This is a genomic window from Sorangium sp. So ce590, assembly GCF_051521365.1.
Taxonomy (GTDB): Bacteria; Myxococcota_A; Polyangia; order Polyangiales; family Polyangiaceae; genus Sorangium.
In genome coordinates this window covers 9,608,024-9,628,297 of the sequence record NZ_CP150346.1, presented here as the reverse complement: position 1 = coordinate 9,628,297, position 20,274 = coordinate 9,608,024, and the positions used below count along the sequence as shown (strand labels likewise).

Annotated in this window: 21 protein-coding genes; 13 read left to right on the top strand and 8 right to left on the bottom strand. The window is 69.2% G+C overall.

The genetic code is table 11. The features are described from left to right. The first annotated feature begins 37 nt into the window (after positions 1-37). From WMF28_RS36455 to WMF28_RS36405, 11 genes are all read left to right on the top strand, one after another. The gene (locus WMF28_RS36455) at positions 38-1,108 is read left to right on the top strand and encodes a DegT/DnrJ/EryC1/StrS family aminotransferase (protein WP_437598145.1); all 1,071 of its coding nucleotides are present in this window, start codon (positions 38-40) and stop codon (positions 1,106-1,108) included. A gap of 140 nt (positions 1,109-1,248) precedes the next feature. After that, complete coding sequence (locus WMF28_RS36450) at positions 1,249-2,160, top strand: class I SAM-dependent methyltransferase (protein ID WP_437598144.1); 912 nt, start codon at positions 1,249-1,251, stop codon at positions 2,158-2,160. 353 nt (positions 2,161-2,513) lie between these two features. Then, positions 2,514-3,908, top strand: coding sequence for an IS1380 family transposase (locus WMF28_RS36445; RefSeq protein ID WP_437598143.1), 1,395 nt, complete (start codon positions 2,514-2,516; stop codon positions 3,906-3,908). A gap of 155 nt (positions 3,909-4,063) precedes the next feature. Further along, positions 4,064-5,788, top strand: a complete 1,725-nt coding sequence (locus WMF28_RS36440) for an HAD-IIIC family phosphatase (protein WP_437598142.1) — start codon at positions 4,064-4,066, stop codon at positions 5,786-5,788. Continuing rightward, positions 5,778-6,020 carry an acyl carrier protein gene (locus WMF28_RS36435; RefSeq protein ID WP_437598141.1) on the top strand — a complete coding sequence of 81 codons (243 nt, stop codon included), beginning with the start codon at positions 5,778-5,780 and terminating at the stop codon, positions 6,018-6,020. Before WMF28_RS36440 ends, WMF28_RS36435 begins: the two co-directional genes overlap by 11 nt. Positions 6,021-6,164: 144 nt before the next feature. Next, positions 6,165-7,634 (top strand): MBOAT family O-acyltransferase, encoded by a 1,470-nt coding sequence (locus tag WMF28_RS36430; protein WP_437598140.1) that lies wholly within the window; start codon positions 6,165-6,167, stop codon positions 7,632-7,634. A gap of 2 nt (positions 7,635-7,636) precedes the next feature. Beyond that, positions 7,637-8,554: a hypothetical protein gene (locus tag WMF28_RS36425; protein WP_437598139.1), complete on the top strand. Its 918-nt coding sequence runs from the start codon at positions 7,637-7,639 to the stop codon at positions 8,552-8,554. A gap of 93 nt (positions 8,555-8,647) precedes the next feature. Then, positions 8,648-9,739: a redox-regulated ATPase YchF gene (gene ychF / locus WMF28_RS36420; RefSeq protein WP_437598138.1), complete on the top strand. Its 1,092-nt coding sequence runs from the start codon at positions 8,648-8,650 to the stop codon at positions 9,737-9,739. 229 nt (positions 9,740-9,968) lie between these two features. After that, the gene (locus WMF28_RS36415; RefSeq protein WP_437598137.1) at positions 9,969-10,376 is read left to right on the top strand and encodes a hypothetical protein; all 408 of its coding nucleotides are present in this window, start codon (positions 9,969-9,971) and stop codon (positions 10,374-10,376) included. A gap of 133 nt (positions 10,377-10,509) precedes the next feature. Then, a complete protein-coding gene (locus WMF28_RS36410) occupies positions 10,510-11,148 on the top strand; it encodes a hypothetical protein (protein ID WP_437575774.1) in 639 nt (212 codons plus the stop codon). Next, complete coding sequence (locus tag WMF28_RS36405) at positions 11,145-11,762, top strand: hypothetical protein (protein WP_437598136.1); 618 nt, start codon at positions 11,145-11,147, stop codon at positions 11,760-11,762. The genes WMF28_RS36410 and WMF28_RS36405 overlap by 4 nt, the downstream gene beginning before the upstream one ends. Positions 11,763-11,810: 48 nt before the next feature. Here the strand turns inward: WMF28_RS36405 and WMF28_RS36400 are convergent, their stop codons facing one another. Beyond that, positions 11,811-12,365, bottom strand: a complete 555-nt coding sequence (locus WMF28_RS36400) for a DUF4142 domain-containing protein (RefSeq protein ID WP_437598135.1) — start codon at positions 12,363-12,365, stop codon at positions 11,811-11,813. Between the two features lie 357 nt (positions 12,366-12,722). Between WMF28_RS36400 and WMF28_RS36395 the strand changes: the two genes are divergently transcribed. Both WMF28_RS36395 and WMF28_RS36390 read left to right on the top strand, forming a co-directional pair. Beyond that, complete coding sequence (locus WMF28_RS36395; RefSeq protein ID WP_437598134.1) at positions 12,723-13,838, top strand: glycosyltransferase family 4 protein; 1,116 nt, start codon at positions 12,723-12,725, stop codon at positions 13,836-13,838. A 117-nt stretch (positions 13,839-13,955) separates the two neighbouring features. Beyond that, positions 13,956-14,231 (top strand): hypothetical protein, encoded by a 276-nt coding sequence (locus WMF28_RS36390; protein ID WP_437481426.1) that lies wholly within the window; start codon positions 13,956-13,958, stop codon positions 14,229-14,231. Between the two features lie 43 nt (positions 14,232-14,274). Here the strand turns inward: WMF28_RS36390 and WMF28_RS36385 are convergent, their stop codons facing one another. The 7 genes from WMF28_RS36385 to WMF28_RS36355 form a co-directional block, all read right to left on the bottom strand. Beyond that, on the bottom strand, positions 14,275-14,631 hold the full coding sequence (locus WMF28_RS36385; protein WP_437598133.1) for a 2Fe-2S iron-sulfur cluster-binding protein: 357 nt from the start codon (positions 14,629-14,631) through the stop codon (positions 14,275-14,277). Continuing rightward, entirely contained in the window at positions 14,631-16,640 is a 2,010-nt protein-coding gene (gene hscA / locus WMF28_RS36380) for a Fe-S protein assembly chaperone HscA (RefSeq protein ID WP_437598132.1), read from the bottom strand. The genes WMF28_RS36385 and hscA overlap by 1 nt, the downstream gene beginning before the upstream one ends. Next, on the bottom strand, positions 16,637-17,173 hold the full coding sequence (gene hscB, locus WMF28_RS36375) for a Fe-S protein assembly co-chaperone HscB (protein WP_437598131.1): 537 nt from the start codon (positions 17,171-17,173) through the stop codon (positions 16,637-16,639). The genes hscA and hscB overlap by 4 nt, the downstream gene beginning before the upstream one ends. Positions 17,174-17,230: 57 nt before the next feature. Then, positions 17,231-17,710, bottom strand: coding sequence for a HesB/IscA family protein (locus WMF28_RS36370; protein ID WP_437598130.1), 480 nt, complete (start codon positions 17,708-17,710; stop codon positions 17,231-17,233). A 54-nt stretch (positions 17,711-17,764) separates the two neighbouring features. Next, positions 17,765-18,214 (bottom strand): Fe-S cluster assembly scaffold IscU, encoded by a 450-nt coding sequence (gene iscU / locus WMF28_RS36365; RefSeq protein WP_437598129.1) that lies wholly within the window; start codon positions 18,212-18,214, stop codon positions 17,765-17,767. A gap of 72 nt (positions 18,215-18,286) precedes the next feature. Further along, positions 18,287-19,504 carry an IscS subfamily cysteine desulfurase gene (locus WMF28_RS36360; protein WP_437604343.1) on the bottom strand — a complete coding sequence of 406 codons (1,218 nt, stop codon included), beginning with the start codon at positions 19,502-19,504 and terminating at the stop codon, positions 18,287-18,289. Positions 19,505-19,521: 17 nt separating this feature from the next. Continuing rightward, positions 19,522-20,136 (bottom strand): MerR family transcriptional regulator, encoded by a 615-nt coding sequence (locus WMF28_RS36355; RefSeq protein ID WP_437598128.1) that lies wholly within the window; start codon positions 20,134-20,136, stop codon positions 19,522-19,524. Positions 20,137-20,274 lie beyond the last annotated feature (138 nt).

Genomic DNA, 20,274 nt, shown 5'->3' with positions numbered 1-20,274 from the left:
TGTCCCCTTCTTCGACCGTGCTCGCGGTGATCTCGCCATGCAGGACGAGCTCACCGCCGTGTTCCAGTCGGTCGTCCAGAGCGGCCGCTACATCCTCGGTCCAGAGGTCGATGCCTTCGAGTCGGAGTGCGCCGCATACCTCGGCGTCCGGCACGCGATCGGCGTCTCGTCCGGCACGGACGCGCTGCTCGCCGCGCTGATGGCGCTCGGCATCGGCGCCGGCGACGAGGTGGTGTGCCCCGCGTACACGTTCTTCGCGACCGCGGGCGCCGTCCATCGCACCGGCGCGCGGCCGGTCTTCGCGGACGTGCTCCCCGGCTCCTTCAACCTGGATCCCGCCTCCCTGGCGCGCGCCCTGACCGCGCGCACCCGGGCGGTCATCGCCGTCCACCTCTTCGGTGGCTGCGCTCCCATGGACGAGCTCCTCGCTCTCGCGGGGGGCCGCGGCGTGCCGGTCATCGAGGACGCGGCCCAGGCCTTCGGCGCCGAGCGCGCGGGCCGCCGCGCGGGCGCGATCGGGCTCATGGGGTGCTTCTCGTTCTTCCCGACCAAGAACCTCGGCGGCTTCGGCGACGGCGGGCTCGTGACCACCGACGACGACGAGCTCGCCGCTCGCGTCCGGTCGCTGCGGGTGCACGGCGCTCGCAGGAAGCACCGCCACACGCTGGTCGGCGGCAACTTCCGGATCGACGCCCTCCAGGCGGCGCTCCTCCGGCGCAAGCTCCCGCGTCTCGGCGCGCTCCTCGGCAGGCGGCGCGAGCACGCCGCGCAGTATGCCGCGCTGCTCGGCGGGGCGGGCTTGCCCCTGTCGTTGCCTGACACCGGCGCCGCCGGGCACAGCGTCAATCAGTACGTCATTCGTCTCGACGACGCGTCGCTGCGCGACCCATTGCGGAGCTCCCTGGCCGAGCGGGGTATCGGCACCGAGGTCTACTATCCAGCGCCGCTCCACCTCCAGCCCTGCTTTGCGTCGCTCGGCCCGCCGGCCGGCGCTCTCCCCGTCGCGGAGTCTGCCGCGCGCGAGACGCTCGCGCTGCCCATCTTCCCTGAGCTCACGAGCGAGGAGGTCGCCCGCGTCGTGCGCGCCATCACTGCTTTCTTCGTCTGACCGGCGTCGCGGCGGTGCTCCGTCGGTGGCAGCTGCCTCCTCCGATACTCCCGCTGCGAGCGCGAGGGGTGTTTGCGCGTTGCGCGCGAGCGGCCCGTTTGGCGTTCCCCGAGCGAGCGAGCTGGGCTAGCCTCCTGCGCATGGCATCGATCGTCCAACCGTCGCTCGAACGGATCGTCCAGGCGCAGTTGGCGGCATGGCCGGAGCACGAGGATTTCCTGCGGAAGCGCTTTGCTGCGACCGAGCTCGGCTTTGCGGAGCGCGTCGCGTCGCTCGCGCTGCGGCTCGCCGGCGACGACCTCCCGCGCATCTGCGCGGACTACAGGTGGATGTGCGAACGCATCCTCGAGGAGGAGCTCTACTTCCGGCGCACCGGCCGGTACCGCCTCTCGACGCTCGCCGAGGCCCGGCGTGAGGTCTACGACGACCACACTTACATGACGCAGTACATGCACGGAGTGCTCCTCTCCCACATCTTCTGGGCGAACCACACGGCGGTCATGGAGTACTACGTCGACACCTTCCTCGCGTCGAACCCACCGGGGTACCGCCACCTCGAGATCGGCCCCGGCCACGGCCTCTTGCTCTACTTTGCCGCCGAGGATGCGCGCTCGGGCGCGGTCACCGCGTGGGACCTCAGCGCGGCGAGCTTGGACGCGACCGGGCACGCCATGCAGGCGCTCGGGGTGCGGCGCGCGCCGCGCCTCGTGCGGCGCGATTTCGCCGATGCCGTGGACGACGGCGAGCGCTTCGACAGCATCGTGATCAGCGAGGTCTGCGAGCACCTCGAGGATCCGCGAGCCGCGCTCCAGAGCCTGCGGCGCTCCCTCGCGCCGGGCGGACGCCTCTTCGTCAACGTGCCGGTCAACAGCCCCGCGCCCGATCACCTGTACCTGCTCCGGACGCCGGAGGAAGCGGTCGATCTGGTCGCGAGCAGCGGCTACGCCATCGCTGAGACGCGCTTCTTCCCCATCACCGGCCACTCGCTCGAGCGCGCGCGCAAGACCGATAGCACGATTTCGTGCGTCGTCGTCGCTGGCCATCCGGCGTAACCGCGTCTCGACGACCCGGCCTGCCCGCGGCGCTCCTCCGCTGAGCGCGCTCGGCCGCTGAATGGATCGGGACCCCGACGCATCCAACGTGATCCGGGGCAGCAGCCGCTCGGCTGTGCGTCCCGGATAGCCCGGCAGGAGCGCTTGTTCCACCCCTGAGGCGCGTGTAGTTTTGCGCCGCCCCGGGGGCGTACGGCGTTCAACACCCCAGGGAACCGTGTCCCATGTCGACGTTCGCGGAGTTGAACCTGGATTTCGCGCGTCCTGAGCCATTCGGAAATACTGGCAAACTGACGCCGCAAAACGGAACGCCTTGAAGAAAAGGCTCGGCGTGCGCAGCCGTTGCGTTTGCTATGACCCAAGGCCAGCGCACGCCGAGCACCTCGAAGGTGCGACGGCGCATCCGCCGAAGCAAGCCCAAACCGACCCCGCCTCGACGCGCCCGCGTCCGCCGTCCCGATCCGCGTGCGGTGCACCTCCGCGCGACGGAGACGACGCTCACCGGCGTGGCGGGACTGGTCGGCTTCGGTGTCTTCCTCCGTGAGCTCGATGTCGACGCCGAGCTCCGGCGCACGTTCGGTCGACTCAAGCCGGACAGCCGTGTTGTCTTCCCCATGGCCGCCCAGGTGCGGCTGCTCATCGACGCCGCCGTGGCCGGGGAGGCGCGGGTCTTCGGCCTGGAGGCGCTGGCGAACGACCCGCTCTTCGTGCACCTGGCCGGCGGCGTCGTGCCCAGCATCGACACCGTCTACCGTGATCTCTGCCGCTTCGACGACAAGGCGCTCGCCGCGCTCGATTCGATGCTCGCCGAGCACGGGCTCGCTCCGCTCGCCAAAGCGCCGCCCGACATCGTCCATCTGGACGTAGACACCACCGTCGAGCCGCTGTTCGGCTCGCAGGAAGGAGCCCGACCGGGACCCAATCCTCGCTACCACGGCAGGCCCAGCTATCACCCGCTGCTTGTCCGCGTCGCCGAAACCAACACCGTCATCGGCGCCCAGCTCCGGCCGGGAGACACAAACTTCGGCAACGATGACGTGCCCTACGTCGAGCGCTGCCTCGATCGCGTCCGTGCGGCGGCGCCCGAGGCCGCCGTCTACGTGCGCATTGACGCCGCCGGCGACTGTACCCAGCTGCTGCGGGCCGTTGCCGACAAGGGGGCCTTCTTCCTGACCAAGCCCAGGCTGACGCGCGAGCTCGCGGGTGCAATCTCCCTGGTCACCCGCTGGAAAACCGTGGACTGGGACGCGGACGGACGGCCTCGCCGCCAGGTCGCGGAGGTCCCGTTTCGACGCGGCCAATGGGCAGACCTCGAGGCTCGCGTCATCGCCGTCCGGACGCTCGACCGGACCTACGCCAGGCACATCTATCTCTGGGACGATCTCGACTACACCGTGCAGGTCTACGTCACCAACGAGATGGTCGAAGCGCCGGAGGACGTCGCCGCACGCTACGACCCTCGGGCGGGCATCGAGGTGCTGATCCGTGACCTCAAGCACGGCTGGGGCTGTGGTCAAGTTCCAAGCCATACCTTCGCCGCGAACCACGCGATGCTCCTTCTGAAGCTGCTCGCTCACAACCTGATGCGCCGTTACGTGCTCCGGCGATTCCCCGAGCTGTCGCGCTGGACCGCGCCGTGGCTCCGCCGCGAGCTCATCCTCGTTCCCGGACGCCTGCTACGAGGCCCAGGACGCGAGCGCATCCTCCGCGTCCCGGAGCTGTGGTTGCTCGGACGCTCGCTCAACTGAGCAGCAGGCCAGCCTTGGGACGGGCATCGGGGGAAAGGGGGAGGTGTGCCCTCGCGTCGCAATGACGCAGCAGAAAACGCCTCCGAGCTGCATTCGCGGGCTCGGGCACCGTGAAATCGTTGAGCGCCCGCACATGGCAGCGCCCACGCGCGAAAGTGAAGTTGAAACGAAACCTCAAAGAGGATTTCTCGCAGCTCAAGGTGGTCCGCCTCGCCGTGCTTGCGGACTCCGCGACCCAGCTGCTGGTCCAGGCGCTGCGTGGCTCGGGTTACGAGAGCGGTCTGAACATCGAGATCTACGAGGCCGACTACGATCAGATAGAGCGTCAGATCCTCGATACGTCCTCGGAGCTCCACCGCTTCAAGCCGCAGTTCGTGCTCGTGTTCTACGCCGCCGAGAAGCTGCTCACCAGGTTCCAGAAGCTCCCGCTGGACGCAAGAGCCGGCTTCGCGGAGGGCCACATCGACACCCTCGGGCAGCTCGCCGACGTCCTGGGCCAGCACCTCTCGGCGACCATGATCTGCACGAACTATCCCGAGATCGACGATGGGGTCTTCGGGAGCTTCGCCAACAAGGTCTCCTCGTCCTGGCTCTATCAGATCCGCAAGGCCAATTTCCAGCTGATGGATCTTGCCCAGTCGGTCCCCAATCTCCTCGTCAGCGATCTCAGCCTCCTTTGCAGCCAGCTCGGCCGCGACGCGATGACGGATCGCAGGATCGCGATCACCACGGACCTGCTCTTCAGCGTCGACTTCTTGCCGGTCGCCGCGCGGAGCGTGGTCGACATCGTCGCGGCGGCGTCGGGGCGCTTCAAGAAGTGCCTCGTGCTCGACCTGGACAACACGCTGTGGGGCGGCGTCATCGGAGATGACGGCGTCGAGGCGATCGAGATCGGCGGCCTCGGCGTGGGCGCCGCCTACTCGCAGCTCCAGCGGTGGGCCAAGGAGCTCAAGGACCGGGGGGTCCTGCTCGCGGTCAGCAGCAAGAACGATCCGCGCGTCGCGGCCGAGCCGTTCCAGGTGCACCCCGACATGGTGCTCCGCCTGGACGACTTCGCCGTCTTCTGCGCGAGCTGGGAGAACAAGGTCGACAACATTCGACATATCCAGTCCATCCTCGAGATCGGGTTCGACTCCATGGTCTTCGTCGACGACAACCCGGCCGAGCGGGAGATCGTCCGGAGGAACCTGCCCGACGTGTGCGTCCCCGAGCTGCCCGACGATCCGGCCCTGTACCTGCCCTATCTGCAGCGGCTGAACCTCTTCGAGACCACCTCGTCCACGGCGGAGGACGGGGCGCGCACGCGGCAGTATCAAGAGGAGGGCCGGCGGCGGGAGCTGAAGGCCACGTTCGCCACGGAAGAAGAGTTCCTGCGGAGCCTCGAGATGACCGCCGAGGTCGAGCCGCTCACCGCGTTCAACATCCCGCGGGTGGCCCAGCTCATCCAGCGCTCCAACCAGTTCAATCTCCGGACGATCCGGTACTCCGAGGACGAGGTGCGCCGCATCGCGCGGTCGCCGCAGCACCTGCCGTTCGCGGTGAGCCTCGCGGACAGGCTCGGCAGCTACGGGCTGGTGAGCGTCGTCTTCCTCGAGCGGGCAGGCGACGCGCTGTTCATCGACACGTGGCTCATGAGCTGCCGGGTCCTGAGGAGGGGGCTCGAGAGCTTCGTGCTCAACGCCCTCGTCGACCGGGCTCGGCGCGAGGGCTACGCGACGATCGTCGGGGAGTATCTCCCCACCAGGAAGAACGAGCTCGTGAAGGACCATTACAAGAGTCTGGGCCTCTACCCGCGCGACGGGCGGTGGCACCTCGACGTCCGCGGCCACGAACAACGCACAACCTTCATCCGTTCAAAGGTCTTGCCCCATGGCGAATGAAATCCTGAGCCAGATCGACGACATCATCAGGAAGGTGCTCGATCACGATGACATCGTGATTCAGGAGACCACCACGGCGAAGGAGGTGCCCGACTGGGATTCCCTCTCTCACGTTCAGATCGTGGCTGCCATCGAGAAGCACTTCAAGATCACCTTCACCTCGAGGGAGATCCATTCTTTCAAGAACGTCGGGGAGATGTGCGCCGCGGTCGCCGCGAAGCGCGCGAAGTAACGCTCGTCGGGCGCGCCCGCGTGAACGCCCGCCTCTCGCGCCGGTGCGGCGCCCGCCTGACGGCGGAGGTCGTCGCGGCAGCGGCCTCCCTCGGCGGCGCGGAGCACGCTCACGGTGCAGGTCGAACCTTGAACACCGCCACACATGTCGTTTAGCTCGCTTCAGTTCCTTCTCTTCTTCCCTGTCGTCGCGGCGATCTATTATCTCCTTCCGCACCGGCTGCGCTGGGTTCATCTCCTCATCGCCAGCTGCGTCTTTTACACGGCCTTCATCCCGGCCTACCTCGTCCTCGTCCTCGCGATGGCGGCCGTCGACTACTCGGTCGCGCGCGCGATGGCGAGGGCGGACGACGCCCGCCGGAAGCTCTACCTCGCCCTGAGCCTCACGATGAACCTCGGGACGCTGGGGTTCTTCAAGTACTACAATTTCGCCGTCGAGAACGTGAACGCAGCCCTGTCGCTCGCGCACGTGGGCGGGTCGGCTCCGGCGCTGGACATCCTCCTGCCGCTCGGCCTCTCGTTCCACACGTTCCAGGCGATGAGCTACACCATCGACGTCTACCGCGGCGATCAGGAGCCTGAGAGGCGCTTCGGCATCTATGCCCTCTACATGCTCTTCTTCCCGCGCCTCTCCGCCGGGCCCATCGAGCGCGCGCAGCACCTGCTTCCGCAGCTCCGCGCCGAGCACCCCTTCGACTACGGGAGGGTCACCGACGGGCTCAGGCAGATGGCCTGGGGCTTCTTCAAGAAGACGGTCGTCGCGGATCGCCTCGCCCTCGGCGTGGACACCATCTACCGCGAGCCTCGCCAGTACGGCGGCGTCGAGCTGACCCTGGCCTCCGTCTTCTTCGCGCTCCAGCTCTACGCTGATTTCTCCGGATACTCGGACATCGCCGTCGGCGCGGCCAAGGTGTTCGGCATCGACGTGACGAACAACTTCAGGCGTCCCTACTTTGCCGCGAGCCTGTCCGAGTTCTGGCGGCGCTGGCACATCTCTCTCTACAGCTGGTTCAATGATTACGTCTTCTCCCCGCTCGCGATCGCGATGCGCCATCGGGGCCAGCTCGGCGTGGTCCTCGCCGTCATCCTGACGTTCACCTTGAGCGGGCTATGGCACGGCGCCGCGTGGGGGTTCCTCGCGTGGGGGTTGCTCCAAGGGCTCGCCATGGCCTTCGAGACGCTCACGCGCAAGAAGCGCGCGAAGCTCATCAAGCTGCCCTCGCGCCTCGCGAGCGCGCTCGGCGTCGCGCTGACCTTCTCGTTCGTGTGCTTCACGTTGATCTTCGTCCGCGCGAGCACCCTGAGCGACGCCGTCTACATCGTCACGCACCTCGGCTCGGGGCTCGGGGACTTCGCCGGGAACGCCCTTCGCCCCGGGCACCTCGCGCTGACCGTGGGCTCGCTGGGCTACTACAAGGCAGATTTCGTCATCGTGATGCTCGCCACGCTCGCCATGCTGGTCGTCGAGCTCGTCCATGAGCGATTCGATCTGCGAGCGTTCTTCGCGGCGAAGCCCGCCGCCCTTCGCTGGACGGCCTACTACGCCCTCGGCGCGTCCATCCTCCTGTACGGCGCGCACAATGCGACTCAGACCTTCATCTACGTGCAATTCTAGCGATGAAGCGACTCATCCTGAAGGCTTCGCTCCTCCTGCTGCCGTTCGCGCTCTACGCCCTCTGCATCGTGGTCATCGACCCCTTCGAGCGGTTCGGCGTGGCCCGCTTCATGCCTGTCCACGACAAGAGCAAGGTCGCGATCGCGATCAACAACCCCTTGTGGAAGGTCATCGAGTTCAACCGGGCGCCGCTCCCGAACATCACCCTCGGCGCGTCCAAGATGAACCTATTGACCCCGGACCTCCTGAAGCAGGCCTCCGCCGTCGACTACCACAACCTCAGCCTGGGAGGCGGGTCGGCGATCGAGTTCATCAACCTGTTCTGGTTCGCGGCGAGCAGGGCGGAGCTCGAGCGGGTCGTCTTCGGGATCGGGATCGAGAACTTCAACGAATACATCGATCGTGACAGGGTGAAGGGCGCCGAGGCCACGGCGAGCAACCCGCTCCTCTATGTGATCAACCGTGATGTGGCATCGGCGGCGAAGCACCTCGTGCTCATGAAATACCTCGGCGCAGCGCCCCCCTCGACCGCTCCGCCGATGAGCAAGGACGAGTTCTGGAAGGTCCAGCTCGGCGAAGCGACCACCCGGATCTTCGCGAAGTACCGCTTCAACGAGGGCGCCTACGGCAAGCTCGCGGAGATCTCCGCGTACTGCCGGGAGCGGGGGATCGAGCTGACGTTCGTGATCCTGCCCAGCCACGCCGACGTGCACGAGCGGCTTCGGCAGATGGGCGTCGAGGAGGAGTGGAAGAGCCTGCCTCTGCGGTTCGGCCAGCTCGGCAGGACCCACGACTTCGACGTCGACGACGAGCTCACGGCGAGCAGGGACAACTTCACCGACCCGTTCCACTTCGCTCCCGACGCCGCGCGTCGCCTCGCCGGCGCGATCGGGTCCGACCGCGCCGGTGGCGCCCGCTGAGTGACGGCGGCGCGGGCCTGCCGGGGCTCCCCTTGGGGCGGAGCTCCCACGGCGCCGAGCCGCGCGACCCTGCCTGTGCTAGACGTGCGCGCCATGAGCGTCGAGGTCGGCATCGTCGGACTGCCCAACGTGGGCAAGAGCACCCTGTTCAACGCCCTGACGGCCGCGAAGGCCGAGGCGCAGAACTACCCGTTCTGCACGATCGAGCCCAACGTCGGCGCCGTGCCTGTCCCTGACGACCGGCTCACGACGCTCGCGAAGTACATCAAGAGCGAGAAGATCATCCCCGCCATGGTGCAGGTGGTCGACATCGCCGGCCTCGTGCGCGGCGCGAGCACGGGCGAGGGGCTCGGGAACAAATTCCTGAGTCATATCCGCGAGGTAGACGCGATCCTCCACGTGGTCCGCTGCTTCACGGTCGCGGACGTCGTGCACGTCGACGGCGGCGTCGATCCGCTCCGCGACATCGACACGATCGAGACGGAGCTCATGCTGGCCGACCTCGGCTCGCTCGAGGGGATGCTGGAGCGCACGCGGAAGCAGGCGAAGGGCGACAAGGAGCTCCTCCCGAAGATCGCGCTCATGGAGCGGTGTCTCGAGGCGCTCCAGGCGGGCAAGCCGGTCCGCGGGCTCTCCTTCGACGACGAGCAGCGGAAGGTCGTGAAGACGTTCGGCATGATCACCGCGAAGAAGGTCCTCTACGTGGCGAACGTCGACGAGTCCGACGTCTCCGGCGCGGGCCCGCTCGCGGCGAAGGTGCGCGAGCGCGCTGCCTCCGAGGGCAGCGGCGTCGTGCCGGTCTGCAGCAAGCTCGAGGCGGAGCTGAACGAGCTCGCGCCCGATGAGCGCGCCGAGATGCTCGAGAGCCTCGGCATGAAGGAGCCGGCGCTCTCGACGCTCGCGCGCGAGGCCTACCGGCTCCTCGGCCTCCAGAGCTACTACACGGCCGGTCCCAAGGAGATCCGCGCCTGGACCATCCCGGTCGGGTGCACCGCGCCGCAGGCCGCAGGGGTCATCCACAGCGATTTCGAGAAGGGCTTCATCCGGGCGGAGGTCTACAACGTGGGGGACCTCGTCGAGCACCGGACCGAGGCCGCCATCCGCGCCGCCGGCAAGCTGCGCGTCGAGGGCAAGACGTACGTCTTCCAGGACGGCGACGTCGCGCACTTTCTCTTCAACGTCTGAAACGTCGGACTGTCCATTCTCGAGCGCGCCCGCTCGCCGCCGCCGGCCCTCCCGAGCGCGCTCGCCGCGCCCCTGCATGGCGCTGCCCCCTGGTCCGCGCCGCGCCCCTGCTTCGGGGGGGCGGCGCGGCACCGCCGTTGCTCCTCCGCTGTGCGCGCAGGCGCGGTGTGCCGGCCGCGACCGCCGGCGTTCCGTCGCGACCTTGCGCCTCGTGGACGGAGGCGGGACGGTGCCCAGGGCGACGAGCGGCGGCGCGTGGTGTGTGCTGGTTCTCCTCACCTCGTCGGGGAGCGCCGCGGCGGGCTGCGTTGCCGCCGCGGCCGACGTCCCGCCCGAGGAGGTGGGCGCCCCGGACCCGGGCGGCGACGCGGCGCCGGCGCCCCGTCCGCCCGCGCCGTGCGCGCTGCCGCGCGGGTTCCTGGTGGGCGCGCCGCCCCGCTTCCCCGCGACGCCCGCGCCGCCCCTCGGCCACAGGCCCTCGGCGGCTCCAGGCGGCGATGCCTTCGGTCGCTTCCTGCGGTCCACCGTCGTGTTCTGCGGGCCTGACGAGCGGCCGTACTTCCTCCGTTACCGCTTCTATCTCACCGGCCCGCTCTCGGGCCGCTGGCTGCGTCCGCCGCTGCTCCAGCCGCTCTGAGCGCGCCGCCCTGCCGCGCGGCCGGCCCCATCGCCGCGCGTCGGCCCATGGCGGCAGCGCGGCGTCCGGTTTTTTGACCCCCTGGATCCGCTCGGCTACCTCCTTCGCCCTCACGGGACGAAAGGACGATCATTTGGGCGCACTCAAAGGATCCATCTCATTCTCGAAGTTCTATGTCCGTGGCGAGCTCCCCGACGGGTTCCGCGACAGGTTCGCCGAGCGCATCCAGCTCCGCGCGTTCCGGCCGCTCACGGTCGAGGAGGACGCAGAGCAGCGCGCCGGGTGGTGCTCCATCGAGAACCCGCTCGATTGCGAGCTCGATCACGGCAAGATCTTCTTCAACTCGTACCTCAACCTCGGCCTCAGGACCGATCGGTGGCAGGTGCCCGCGGCGCTCTTCAAGGCGCACTTCGCCGAGGCGGAGCGGGAGCACCTCGCCAAGCGCGGGCGCGAGAAGCTCGGGCGGCGCGAGAAGGAGGAGCTCCGGGCGGTCGTGTCGAGGAAGCTCCGCGCGCAGCTCATGCCGGTGATGAAGGTCGTGGACCTCTCCTGGAACCTGGAGGCCGGCGTCGTGCGGTTCTGGAACCAGTCGCCGCGCGCGCACGAGGGGCTGGCGGAGCTCTTCGAGGACACCTTCGAGCTCGATCTCGTGCCCGAGAGCCCCTACACGGCCGCCCGCGAGCTCGGCTTGACGAGCGAGCAGCTGGCCGCGTTCGAGGTGCTCAAACCCACCGTCTTCCACGCCGAATCGCCCCTTGGAGGTGCCCGGTGAGCCTCGCCGAGCTGATCGAGCAGCGCCGATTCGTCGGCCGGGAGTTCCTTGTCTGGCTCTGGTTCGAGAGCGAGCTCTTCGAGGGCCGCTTCTCCCTGGACGCCCTCGGCGTCTGCGAGCTCTGGCTCGAGGGGCAGATCACGCTCGTCCAGGAGAAGGAGCAGAGCCGGCTCAAGGGCGCGGCGCCGAGCAGCGCCCCCGAGGCCCACGAGGCGCTGCGCCAGGGCAAGCTCCCCTCGCAGGCGCGCGTCCGCGTCACCCGCGGAGAGCTCGAGTACGCCTTCCTCTTCAACGCCGACGCGTTCGCGCTGGCGGGCGTCAAGATCCCGAGCGTCGTCAAGGACGCCGTGGACGAGCAGTTCTACGAGCGCATGTACCTCATCGAGGAGCTCGAGACGCTCTTCACCGCGCTCTACGGCGAGTTCCTCGCCCTGCGGCTCAGCGCTGCGTGGGAGACCGGCGTGGCGCCGTTCGTCCGCGCCTGGGTCCGGGGCGAGCCGGTCGACGTGGCCGCCTATCAGAAGCTCCGGAGCAAGCTCGCGCCTGTCCGCGGCGCGGCGAGGTCGAGGACGACCCCGCCGCCCGCGCAGACGCCCGAGCGCGTGGTCGCCTGAGCCCGCCCTCGGCCGAGCGCCGGCCGCGCGGCCGGCGCCCTCGCGCCGCTACTTCCCCTTCACCTTGCCGTGGATCTGCTTCGCCTGCGCGAGGTGCTCGCGCAGCTGCGGCAGCGTCGCGGCGGCGAAGGCCTTCAGCTCGGCGTCCTTCGCCTCCTTCGAGGCTTTCTCGAATTTCTCGACGTCGTGCTCGTGGTCGTCGACCATCGCGCTCATGTAGGCCCGGTCGAACTCGGTTCCCGTCTTCTTCGACAGCTTGTCGACGTTCTCGCGGTGCTCCTGATCGAGCGCTTGCGGCACGAGGACGCCCTTCTGCTGCGCGAGCTGCGCGAGCCGCTTGTTCGCCGCCGAGTGGTCGTCGATCATCCGCTGCCCGAAGCGCTTCACCTCCGGGCTCGCGGCGCGCTGCTGCGCGAGCTGCCCGAGCCGCACCTCGAGGAGCCCCCCCTGGCCGGCCTTCTCGATGAACTCCCGATCAGACTTGCTGAGCTTGGTGTCGCCGCCCTGGGCCTGCTGCCCTGTCGAGCCCTGCCCCTGCGCGGCCGTCGAGGCCGGCAAGATCGCCGCCCCCAGCATGATGGTGAATAGAACAGGCTTGAGCATCTCAGTCCCCTCCTTGTCCTTGTCCGGCTCTCGCCGGGCGGCCATGCCGAGCGCTCCATGGGACCGGCACGGCCGGACTCCACTGCTCGGCGCCTCCGGGTCGAGCCACCCGTCGTTTGTCGTGAGACCTCATCGCTCTGGCAAGGGGCAGAGAGCATGGGGCGGCCCGCCTGCGGCGGCGCGGCGGGGGGGCGAGCGCGTGGCGGCCGCGAGCGCCGAGCGAGCGTTTCATCGAACGAGCGCTGAAGGAGCCGGCGCAAACGAAGCGGACGGCGATGACGCGCCGGGGCAACGCACGCGCCGAGGCGGGGGATTCGAGTTGACAGATCCTTCCTGCTGGGCCTTGTATCGAGGCGGATGGACTCCGGATCGACGCGCGCGTGCCGCTCGGACAGGGCCGGTTTGGTCCTCGTCGGCGGCTATCCTCCGCCTTATGGAGGCGTGAGCGTGCACGTGCAGCGCGCAGCCCATCTGGCGCAGGGCCGGTTCGACGTGGACGTCATCGACGTCCATGCGTCTCCGTCGCTGCCCATCGCGCCGACGTCCTTCTCCGTCCACCGGTGCGGCGCCGGGAGGGCCCCGACGCGCCTGCTTCGCGCGATGGCGCACCTCAGGCGCCGGGGGCGCGACCTCGTCCATTTCCACGTCTCGGCCCTCACGAACTTCACGACAGCGGCGATCCCCCTTTTTGCGTCGCTGCCGCCGGGTAGCTCGAAGCTCATCACGATGCACGGCGGGAGAATGATCTCGAATTACGAGCGCAGCGGCGGGCTCGCGAAGCGCCTCGCGGCGACCGTCCTCCGGCAGTTCGACCACTGCATCGCCGTCAATCACGATCAGGTCCGGTTCCTGGAGCAGCTCGGCGTGGCTCCCGGCCGGATCTCGTGTCTCCCCGCCTTCTTGCCGCCGACGCCGGTGCGCGACGCGACCCTCGATGCCCGGGTCGAGCCGCTGCGGAGGGCGACAGGCGACCTCCTCCTCGTGTCCGGATTCGCTTTGCGGCTCTATGGCTTCGACGTCGCGATCGAGGCCCTCAAGCTCCTCCACCGCGAGACGGGAGCGAAGCCCGGCCTCATCGTCGTATTTTATTCGCAATACGACAGCACGTACGTCGCCGAGGTCGAGCGAGGGCTCGCCGAGTATGGCAGCGAGCACAGCCTCGTCTTCCGAGATCTCGATCCAGGCAGCTTCTCCTACCTGCTCAGCCTGGCCGATATCTTCCTCCGGCCGACGACGACAGACGGCGATTCCGTCGCGCTCCGCGAAGCCGGCTACCTGGGCAAGCAGGTGATCGCCTCCGATTGCGTGGCGCGTCCCGAGGGCGCGTCCCTGTTCGAGACAGGGAGCGCGAGCTCGCTCCGGCGCGCCATAGAGCGCGCGCTGTCCGACCGGAGCCATGGCCGGCTGTCCCTCGGCTCGGACGACAACGCATCGAAGCTCATGGTGATCTACGAGCAGCTCCTGGGTCGCTGAGGGGCCCACGGCGGCGCTCGCGCCCGGGCGGGCAGCGCGGGAGGCGGCGCCGCGTTGCGGGGCAAAAGACCCCAAGAACTGGGCCCCGGCCGCTGGCTCTGTCTACCCTCGGCGCCTGTGGTCGGCGATTTCTTCAAACGCCTCACGAACGGCGTCGTGTTCCTCCTCGCCGCCCTGACCTTCTTCCTCGTCCCCGTCGGCAGGAAGACGGCCGCGCAGCACCTCGTCGCGATCGTCTCGACGCCGCCCGCCAGGGAGGCCGCCTCGGCCTTCGCCCACATCGCTCGGCGCATCACAACGGAGGCGCGCACCGAGCTCGACAAGCTCCGCAACCCCCCGCCCGCGCCGCGCGAGCCGAAGCCGCCGACGGCGAAGGTGAGACCGCCGTCCTAGCCCCGGCCCCGGTCGGCCCGCGCTGAGCGGGCGCGCGCAGGGCTCAGCCCTTGCGCGGATCCTTCGCGTTCGGGTGCTCGTTGTAGAACGCGTCGAGGCTCTCCCGGGAGATCTCCGCCTCGATCTCGCCGTCTCTCAGGATCGTCGCCTGACAGCCGAGGCGGCTGCTCGACCGCACGTCGAACGCCTTGTCGAGGATGTCCTCCTCGTCCTCCTCGGCCTCGCTGAGGAGCTCACGCCCCTTCGTGACGTACACGTGGCAGGTGGAGCACGCGCAGACGCCGCCGCACGCGTCGCCCTCGGGGGCGCCCACGGCCTTCGATGCCTGGAGGACGGTCGATCCCACCGCGACCTCGGTCTCCCATGCGCGACCGTGGGCCAGAAAGCGGACCTTGACCATCAGCTCCTCCTCGCTTCGATGCTCGTTGATGCCGCGCTCGCGCCGCCCGTCTCGGCCGGCCCGCGGCTCGCGTCGTCCCCTCGGTGCTCGGCCAGGTGCGCGTCCACGCCCCTCGCCGCCGCGACCTTTGCCTCGACGTCCTCGACCTGCTTGCCCGCGATCGCCTTGGCCACGGCGCGGTCCATCCGCCGCCCCGCCCACGCGCGCGTCGCCTCGTCGAGCGCGTCCGTCCGCGCCTGGATCAGCCCCGGCCTGTCCCCGCGGATCGCCGCGTCGAGGGCGCTCAGCGCCCCCTCGATCGCCTCGCGCTCGCCTGGCCCGAGCAGATCGGCGTCCGCGGCGAGCGCCTTGCGCGTCGCCATCGCCACGCGCTCGCCCTCGACCCGCGCCTCGACCAGCCGCCGCTTGAGCAGGTCCTCTTCCCCGTGGTCCAGCGCCGCGAGGAGCATGTTCTCCACCTCCTCGTCGGTCAGCCCGTAGCTCGGCTTCACCTCGACCTTCTGCTCGACCCCGGTCGTCAGCTCGCGCGCGGCCACGCCGAGCAGCCCGTCGGCGTCGACGCGGAACGTCACCTCGAGCCGCGCCATGCCCGCGGGCATCGGCGGGATCCCCTTCAGCACGAAGCGCGCGAGCGACCGGCAGTCGGCGGCGAGCTCCCGCTCGCCCTGCACGATGTGCAGATCGAACCCGGTCTGGTTGTCCGCGTAGGTCGTGAAGACCTGCCGCGCCCCCGCCGGGATCGTCGTGTTCCTCGGCAGGATCTTCTCGGCCACGCCGCCCATCGTCTCGATGCCGAGCGACAGCGGCAGCACGTCGAGCAGCAGCACCTCGTCCGCGCGCTCCATCGAGCCGGCCAGGATGTCGGCCTGGATGGCCGCGCCGAGCGCCACGACCTCCTCCGGATCGATGTCCTTGAGCGGCGCCTTGCCGAAGAGCTTCGCCAGGTAGTCGCGCACGTAGGGCACGCGCGTCGCGCCGCCCACGAGGATCACGCCGTCGACGTCCGCGGCCTGGACGCCCGCGTCGCGCAGCGCGCGGCGGCAGGCGACGCCCGTGCGCTCCAGGAGCGGCGCGATGAGCGCGTTCAGCTCGTCGCGGGTCACGGTGATCAGCTTCGACCCAGGCCGGCCTGGGCTCGCCTCGTCCGCCTGCACGGGCAGCTCGATCTCGACCCGCTCCGCGTCGGTCAGCGCGTGCTTGATGCTGCGGGCGGTGTCGAGCGCGAGCCGCACCACCTCGGGCGTGCGCCGCGTCGCGCCCATCTCCTGGAGCAGCCGCTCGGCGAGCGCCCGGTCCATGTCGTCGCCGCCGAGCGCGCTGTCGCCCCCGGTCGACTTCACCTGGAAGACCCCGTTGTCGAGCAGGAGGACGGTGATGTCGAACGTCCCGCCGCCGAGATCGTAGACGGCGAACAGGCCGTTTTGCTGCTTGTCGAGCCCGTACGCGAGCGCCGCGGCCGTCGGCTCGTTGAGCAGGCGCAGCACCTCCAGCCCGGCCAGCCGGCCGGCGTCCTTTGTCGCCTGCCGCTGGGCGTCGTCGAAGTAGGCCGGCACCGTGATCACGGCGCCGCCGACGGACCGGAGCTCGCGCTCGGCCGAGGTGCGGAGCTCCTTCAGGATCTCCGCCGACACCTCGACGGGCGTCACGACCCTGTCGCGCACCTTGAAGCGCACGCTCTTCGCGTCCTCGGGGCCCTTCGGCTCCACGAACTCGTACGGCCCGAGCCGCCGCGTCTCCGGGTCGTTCGCGTCGCGGCCCATGAAGCGCTTCACGCTGACGATCGTCTCGCGCGGGTGGCCCTGCGCCAGCCGTCGCGCGCTGTGGCCCACGATCGCGCTGCCGCGGTCGTCGTAGTGCACGACCGACGGCACGAGCCGCTCGCCGTTGCAGTCGTCGATGACCACCGGCCGGCCGTCGCGCACGCGGGCGACGATCGAGTTCGTCGTCCCGAGATCGATGCCGATCGGGCTGGGCCTTGCCTTGGGGTCGAAAATTTCGAGGAGGGTCATGTCTGATCCGCGATGTCTTCTTCGATTGCGCTCACTTCGTCGAGGAAGCGCCGGATGTAGCGGAGCTCGCTCAGCATGGCGAGCACGCCCTTCAGCTGCTCCGGGTCGTCCCCTGCGGCAGCGAAGGCCGCCTGGATCGCGGCGAGGGTCGCCTGCTCGCGCGCCCGCATCGCGCCGCCGAGGCGCGCGATGCGGGCGGGATCGCCCTGCTTCGCCGCCTCGGAGAGCTCCTCGCGCGACTCCATCATCTCCATCAGCAGGGCAGGGGAGGCCTTCTGCTCGCCCTCCTCGCCCCGCGCGATCCCGGCGCGCTGGAGCAGCGCATCGGCCCGGCGGATCGGATCCCTGAGGACGCGCAGCGCGTCGTTCGCCTCGATCGCGCGCCCCAGCGCGAGCCTTCGCTCGGCCGCGGGGGCGCCCGCGTAGCGATCGGGGTGGAGCGCGCGCGAGAGATCGCGGTGGCGCTGCTCCAGCGCGCGCAGGTCGAGGTCGAACCGAGGCTCGACGCCCAGGATATCGAAGGGATCGGTCATCACGTGCTCTGGGGAGGGGCGCCTCGGCGGCGAGGGCGGGGCGCCCCCTGCGGCGGCTCAGGCCACCGTGAACGAGTGCCCGCAGCCGCAGCGAGTCGCCTCTTGCGGGTTCTTGAACTTGAAGCCCTGGTACATGAGCGTCTTCTCCCAGTCGAGCACCGAGCCGCCCAGGTAGAGGATGCTCTTCTTGTCGCAGAAGACGCGCACCGTGGCCTTGTCCGGCTCGGCGAACTCCAGGACGAGATCGCCGGAGCGGGGCGGTTTGTCATCGAACTCGATGACGTAGGAGAACCCGGAGCAGCCGCCGCCGCGGATCCCGACCCGGATGGCGCCCTCGGGCGTGCCGCGCTTGGCGAGCTGGGCCCGGACCGCCTGGACCGCCGCGTCGCTCACCGCGAGCGTCCGCTTCGGCTTGGCCTCCGCCTCTGCCGCGGTCCCGTTGGTCTGCGCGGGCGCGGCGTGCGCCGTCGTGGCGGGCGCGGGGTAGGCCCCGGCGTCCGCCGGCGTGGTCGTGGTCGTCTCCTCGCTGCTCTGCATGGCGCTGCTCCCTCTGCGGTGCTCCGGGCCGCCTCCGCCCCGGAGCCGGTGCTGTTACTCCGCGCTCGCCGACGCGGTGCTCTTGGCGACGCTTGAGGGCGCCGCGCCGGTGAGCTCCCTCTTCGCCTGCTGCTTGGCCCGGAAGTCGGCGATCGCGCTCTTGATCGCGTCCTCGGCGAGGACCGAGCAATGGATCTTCACCGGCGGCAGGTGGAGCTCCTCGGCGATCATGCTGTTCTTGATCGTCTCCGCCTCGTCGATCGTCTTGCCCTTCAGCCACTCGGTCGCGAGCGACGACGACGCGATGGCCGAACCGCAGCCGAACGTCTTGAACTTCGCGTCCTCGATGACGCCGCCCTCGCCGACCTTGATCTGCAAGCGCATGACGTCGCCGCAGGCCGGAGCGCCGACGAGCCCGGTGCCGACGTGCTCGTCATTCTTGTCGAGCGTGCCGACGTTCAGGGGGTTCTCGTAGTGCTCGATGACCTTATCGCTGTATGCCATGGCTCTCTCCTCGACCGTTTCCTTTCGTCTCGAAACCTTGCTCTGCCGGGTCGGCGCTGTCCGCGCCGCGCCTCAGTGGGCCGCCCACTGCACGCTGTTGAGGTCGATCCCCTCTTTGTGCATCTCGTAGAGCGGCGACATGTCGCGCAGCTTGTTCACCTTGGCGATCACGAGGTCAGCGACGTAATCGACCTCCGCCTCGGTGGTGAAGCGCCCGAGCCCGAAGCGGATGGACGAGTGGGCGAGGTCGTCGCCGATGCCCATCGCGTGCAGGACATAGGAGGGCTCCAGGCTGGCGCTCGTGCACGCCGAGCCGCTGGAGACCGCCACGTCCTTGATTGCCATCATCATGGCCTCGCCCTCGACGAAGCTGAACGACACGTTGAGGTTGCCCGGCAGCCGCCGATCGGGCGAGCCGTTCAGCTGGATGGCGTCGAGCTCCTTCCAGAGCCGGGCCCGGAGCCGCTCGCGTAGCGACAGGATGCGCGCCGACTCCGCCTCGCCCTCCTCGATGAGGATCTCGGCGGCCCTGGCGAACCCGACGATGCCGGGCACGTTGAGCGTGCCGGACCGCATGCCGAACTCGTGGCCGCCGCCATCCATCTGCGACGTGATGCGGACGCGCGGCTTCGACCTGCGCACATACAGGCAGCCGATGCCCTTCGGCCCGTAGATCTTGTGGGCCGTCACCGACGCGAGGTCGACCCCCATCTGCTCGACGTTGAAGGGGATTTTACCGACCCCCTGCACCGCGTCGCTGTGGAAGAGGATGCTCTTCGCCCTCGTGATCTTGCCGATCTCGGCGATGGGCTGGACCGTGCCCACCTCGTTGTTGGCGAGCATGATCGAGACGAGGATCGTCTTGTCGGTGATCGCCCTGGCGACGTCGTCCGGATCGACCATCCCGTACTTGTCGACCTTGAGATAGGTGACCTCGTAGCCCTGCTTCTCGAGCCGCTTGCAGGTGTCGAGCACCGCCTTGTGCTCGATCACGCTCGTGATGATGTGGTTGCCCTTGTCCTTGTAGAACTCGGCGACCCCCTTGATGGCGATGTTGTCGCTCTCGGTCGCCCCGGAGGTGAAGACGATCTCCTTGGGGTTCGAGGCGCCGATGAACCTGGCGAGCGTCTCGCGAGCGTGGCCGACGGCCTCCTCGGCGGTCCAGCCGAAGACGTGGCTCCGGCTCGCGGCGTTGCCGAACTTGCTGTTGAAGTACGGCAGCATGGCGTCGAGGACACGCGGATCGACAGGCGTCGTCGCGTGGTAGTCCATGTAGATCGGAAGTTGGATGGCCATGATGTTCTCGCTCAGCGGTGATTCGAGCCCTGGCGGCAATGCCCATTGCCGCCGCGGATCCCGGCGACGAGCTCGGGCTCAGCCTTGCTCTTGTCGTGAAGATTGCAGTTCGTGCAGGCGGCGACGAGCTCTGCCGGGTCGCACGTCTCGCAGGTGTCGAGGTAGGCGAGGCTCGCGACGAGCTCGTGCTGGAGGTTCTCGAGGTGCGCGATCTGCTCCCGCACCTCTTCCAGCTTCTGCTGGTAAACGTCCCGGATCCGCGACATCGCGCCGGGGGCCGACGAGGACGCCTCCCAGGTCGAGACGATCTGCTGGATCTGGCTCAGCGACAGGCCGAGGTCGTGGAGCTTGCCGATCCACCGGACCCGGCTGAGGGCGGCGTGGTCGTAGAGCCGGTAGCGCCCCTTGGAGCGGGCGTGCGGCGTGAGCAGCCCCACCTCCTCGTAGTGGTGGATGGCCCGCACCGTCTTCCCGGTCGCCTTGGCGATATCGCCCACCTGGAGGAGGCGATCGTCCTCCTCGGCCTCAGCGCAACCCCCGAGCGCATCCGTTCTGGACGTACCTGACAGGATGGACCCGCCGGTGCTCTGCTCGTGCGCGACAGGAAGGTGGTGCCGTGTCGTCATAGGTGCGCTGCGCCAGGTTGAAACCCTGACCCTTACGTATGCGTGAGGGTTGCGGACCTTCTAGGGCGCTGGACGGAGGCTGTCAACCGGCTTGTACTGGCGCCGACGTAGCGGCGTGGCGCCGTGGTGGAGGGCGAT

Excerpts from the sequence above, each read along its gene's own strand:
- WMF28_RS36355 (WP_437598128.1), bottom strand. The coding sequence starts at position 20,136 with ATGACGACACGGCACCACCTTCCTGTCGCGCACGAGCAGAGCACCGGC.
- WMF28_RS36435 (WP_437598141.1), top strand. The coding sequence starts at position 5,778 with ATGGCGAATGAAATCCTGAGCCAGATCGACGACATCATCAGGAAGGTG.
- WMF28_RS36395 (WP_437598134.1), top strand. The coding sequence starts at position 12,723 with ATGGACTCCGGATCGACGCGCGCGTGCCGCTCGGACAGGGCCGGTTTG.
- hscB (WP_437598131.1), bottom strand. The coding sequence starts at position 17,173 with ATGACCGATCCCTTCGATATCCTGGGCGTCGAGCCTCGGTTCGACCTC.
- WMF28_RS36445 (WP_437598143.1), top strand. The coding sequence starts at position 2,514 with ATGACCCAAGGCCAGCGCACGCCGAGCACCTCGAAGGTGCGACGGCGC.
- hscA (WP_437598132.1), bottom strand. The coding sequence starts at position 16,640 with ATGACCCTCCTCGAAATTTTCGACCCCAAGGCAAGGCCCAGCCCGATC.
- ychF (WP_437598138.1), top strand. The coding sequence starts at position 8,648 with ATGAGCGTCGAGGTCGGCATCGTCGGACTGCCCAACGTGGGCAAGAGC.
- iscU (WP_437598129.1), bottom strand. The coding sequence starts at position 18,214 with ATGGCATACAGCGATAAGGTCATCGAGCACTACGAGAACCCCCTGAAC.
- WMF28_RS36400 (WP_437598135.1), bottom strand. The coding sequence starts at position 12,365 with ATGCTCAAGCCTGTTCTATTCACCATCATGCTGGGGGCGGCGATCTTG.
- WMF28_RS36370 (WP_437598130.1), bottom strand. The coding sequence starts at position 17,710 with ATGCAGAGCAGCGAGGAGACGACCACGACCACGCCGGCGGACGCCGGG.
- WMF28_RS36425 (WP_437598139.1), top strand. The coding sequence starts at position 7,637 with ATGAAGCGACTCATCCTGAAGGCTTCGCTCCTCCTGCTGCCGTTCGCG.
- WMF28_RS36455 (WP_437598145.1), top strand. The coding sequence starts at position 38 with ATGCAGGACGAGCTCACCGCCGTGTTCCAGTCGGTCGTCCAGAGCGGC.
- WMF28_RS36450 (WP_437598144.1), top strand. The coding sequence starts at position 1,249 with ATGGCATCGATCGTCCAACCGTCGCTCGAACGGATCGTCCAGGCGCAG.
- WMF28_RS36385 (WP_437598133.1), bottom strand. The coding sequence starts at position 14,631 with ATGGTCAAGGTCCGCTTTCTGGCCCACGGTCGCGCATGGGAGACCGAG.
- WMF28_RS36430 (WP_437598140.1), top strand. The coding sequence starts at position 6,165 with ATGTCGTTTAGCTCGCTTCAGTTCCTTCTCTTCTTCCCTGTCGTCGCG.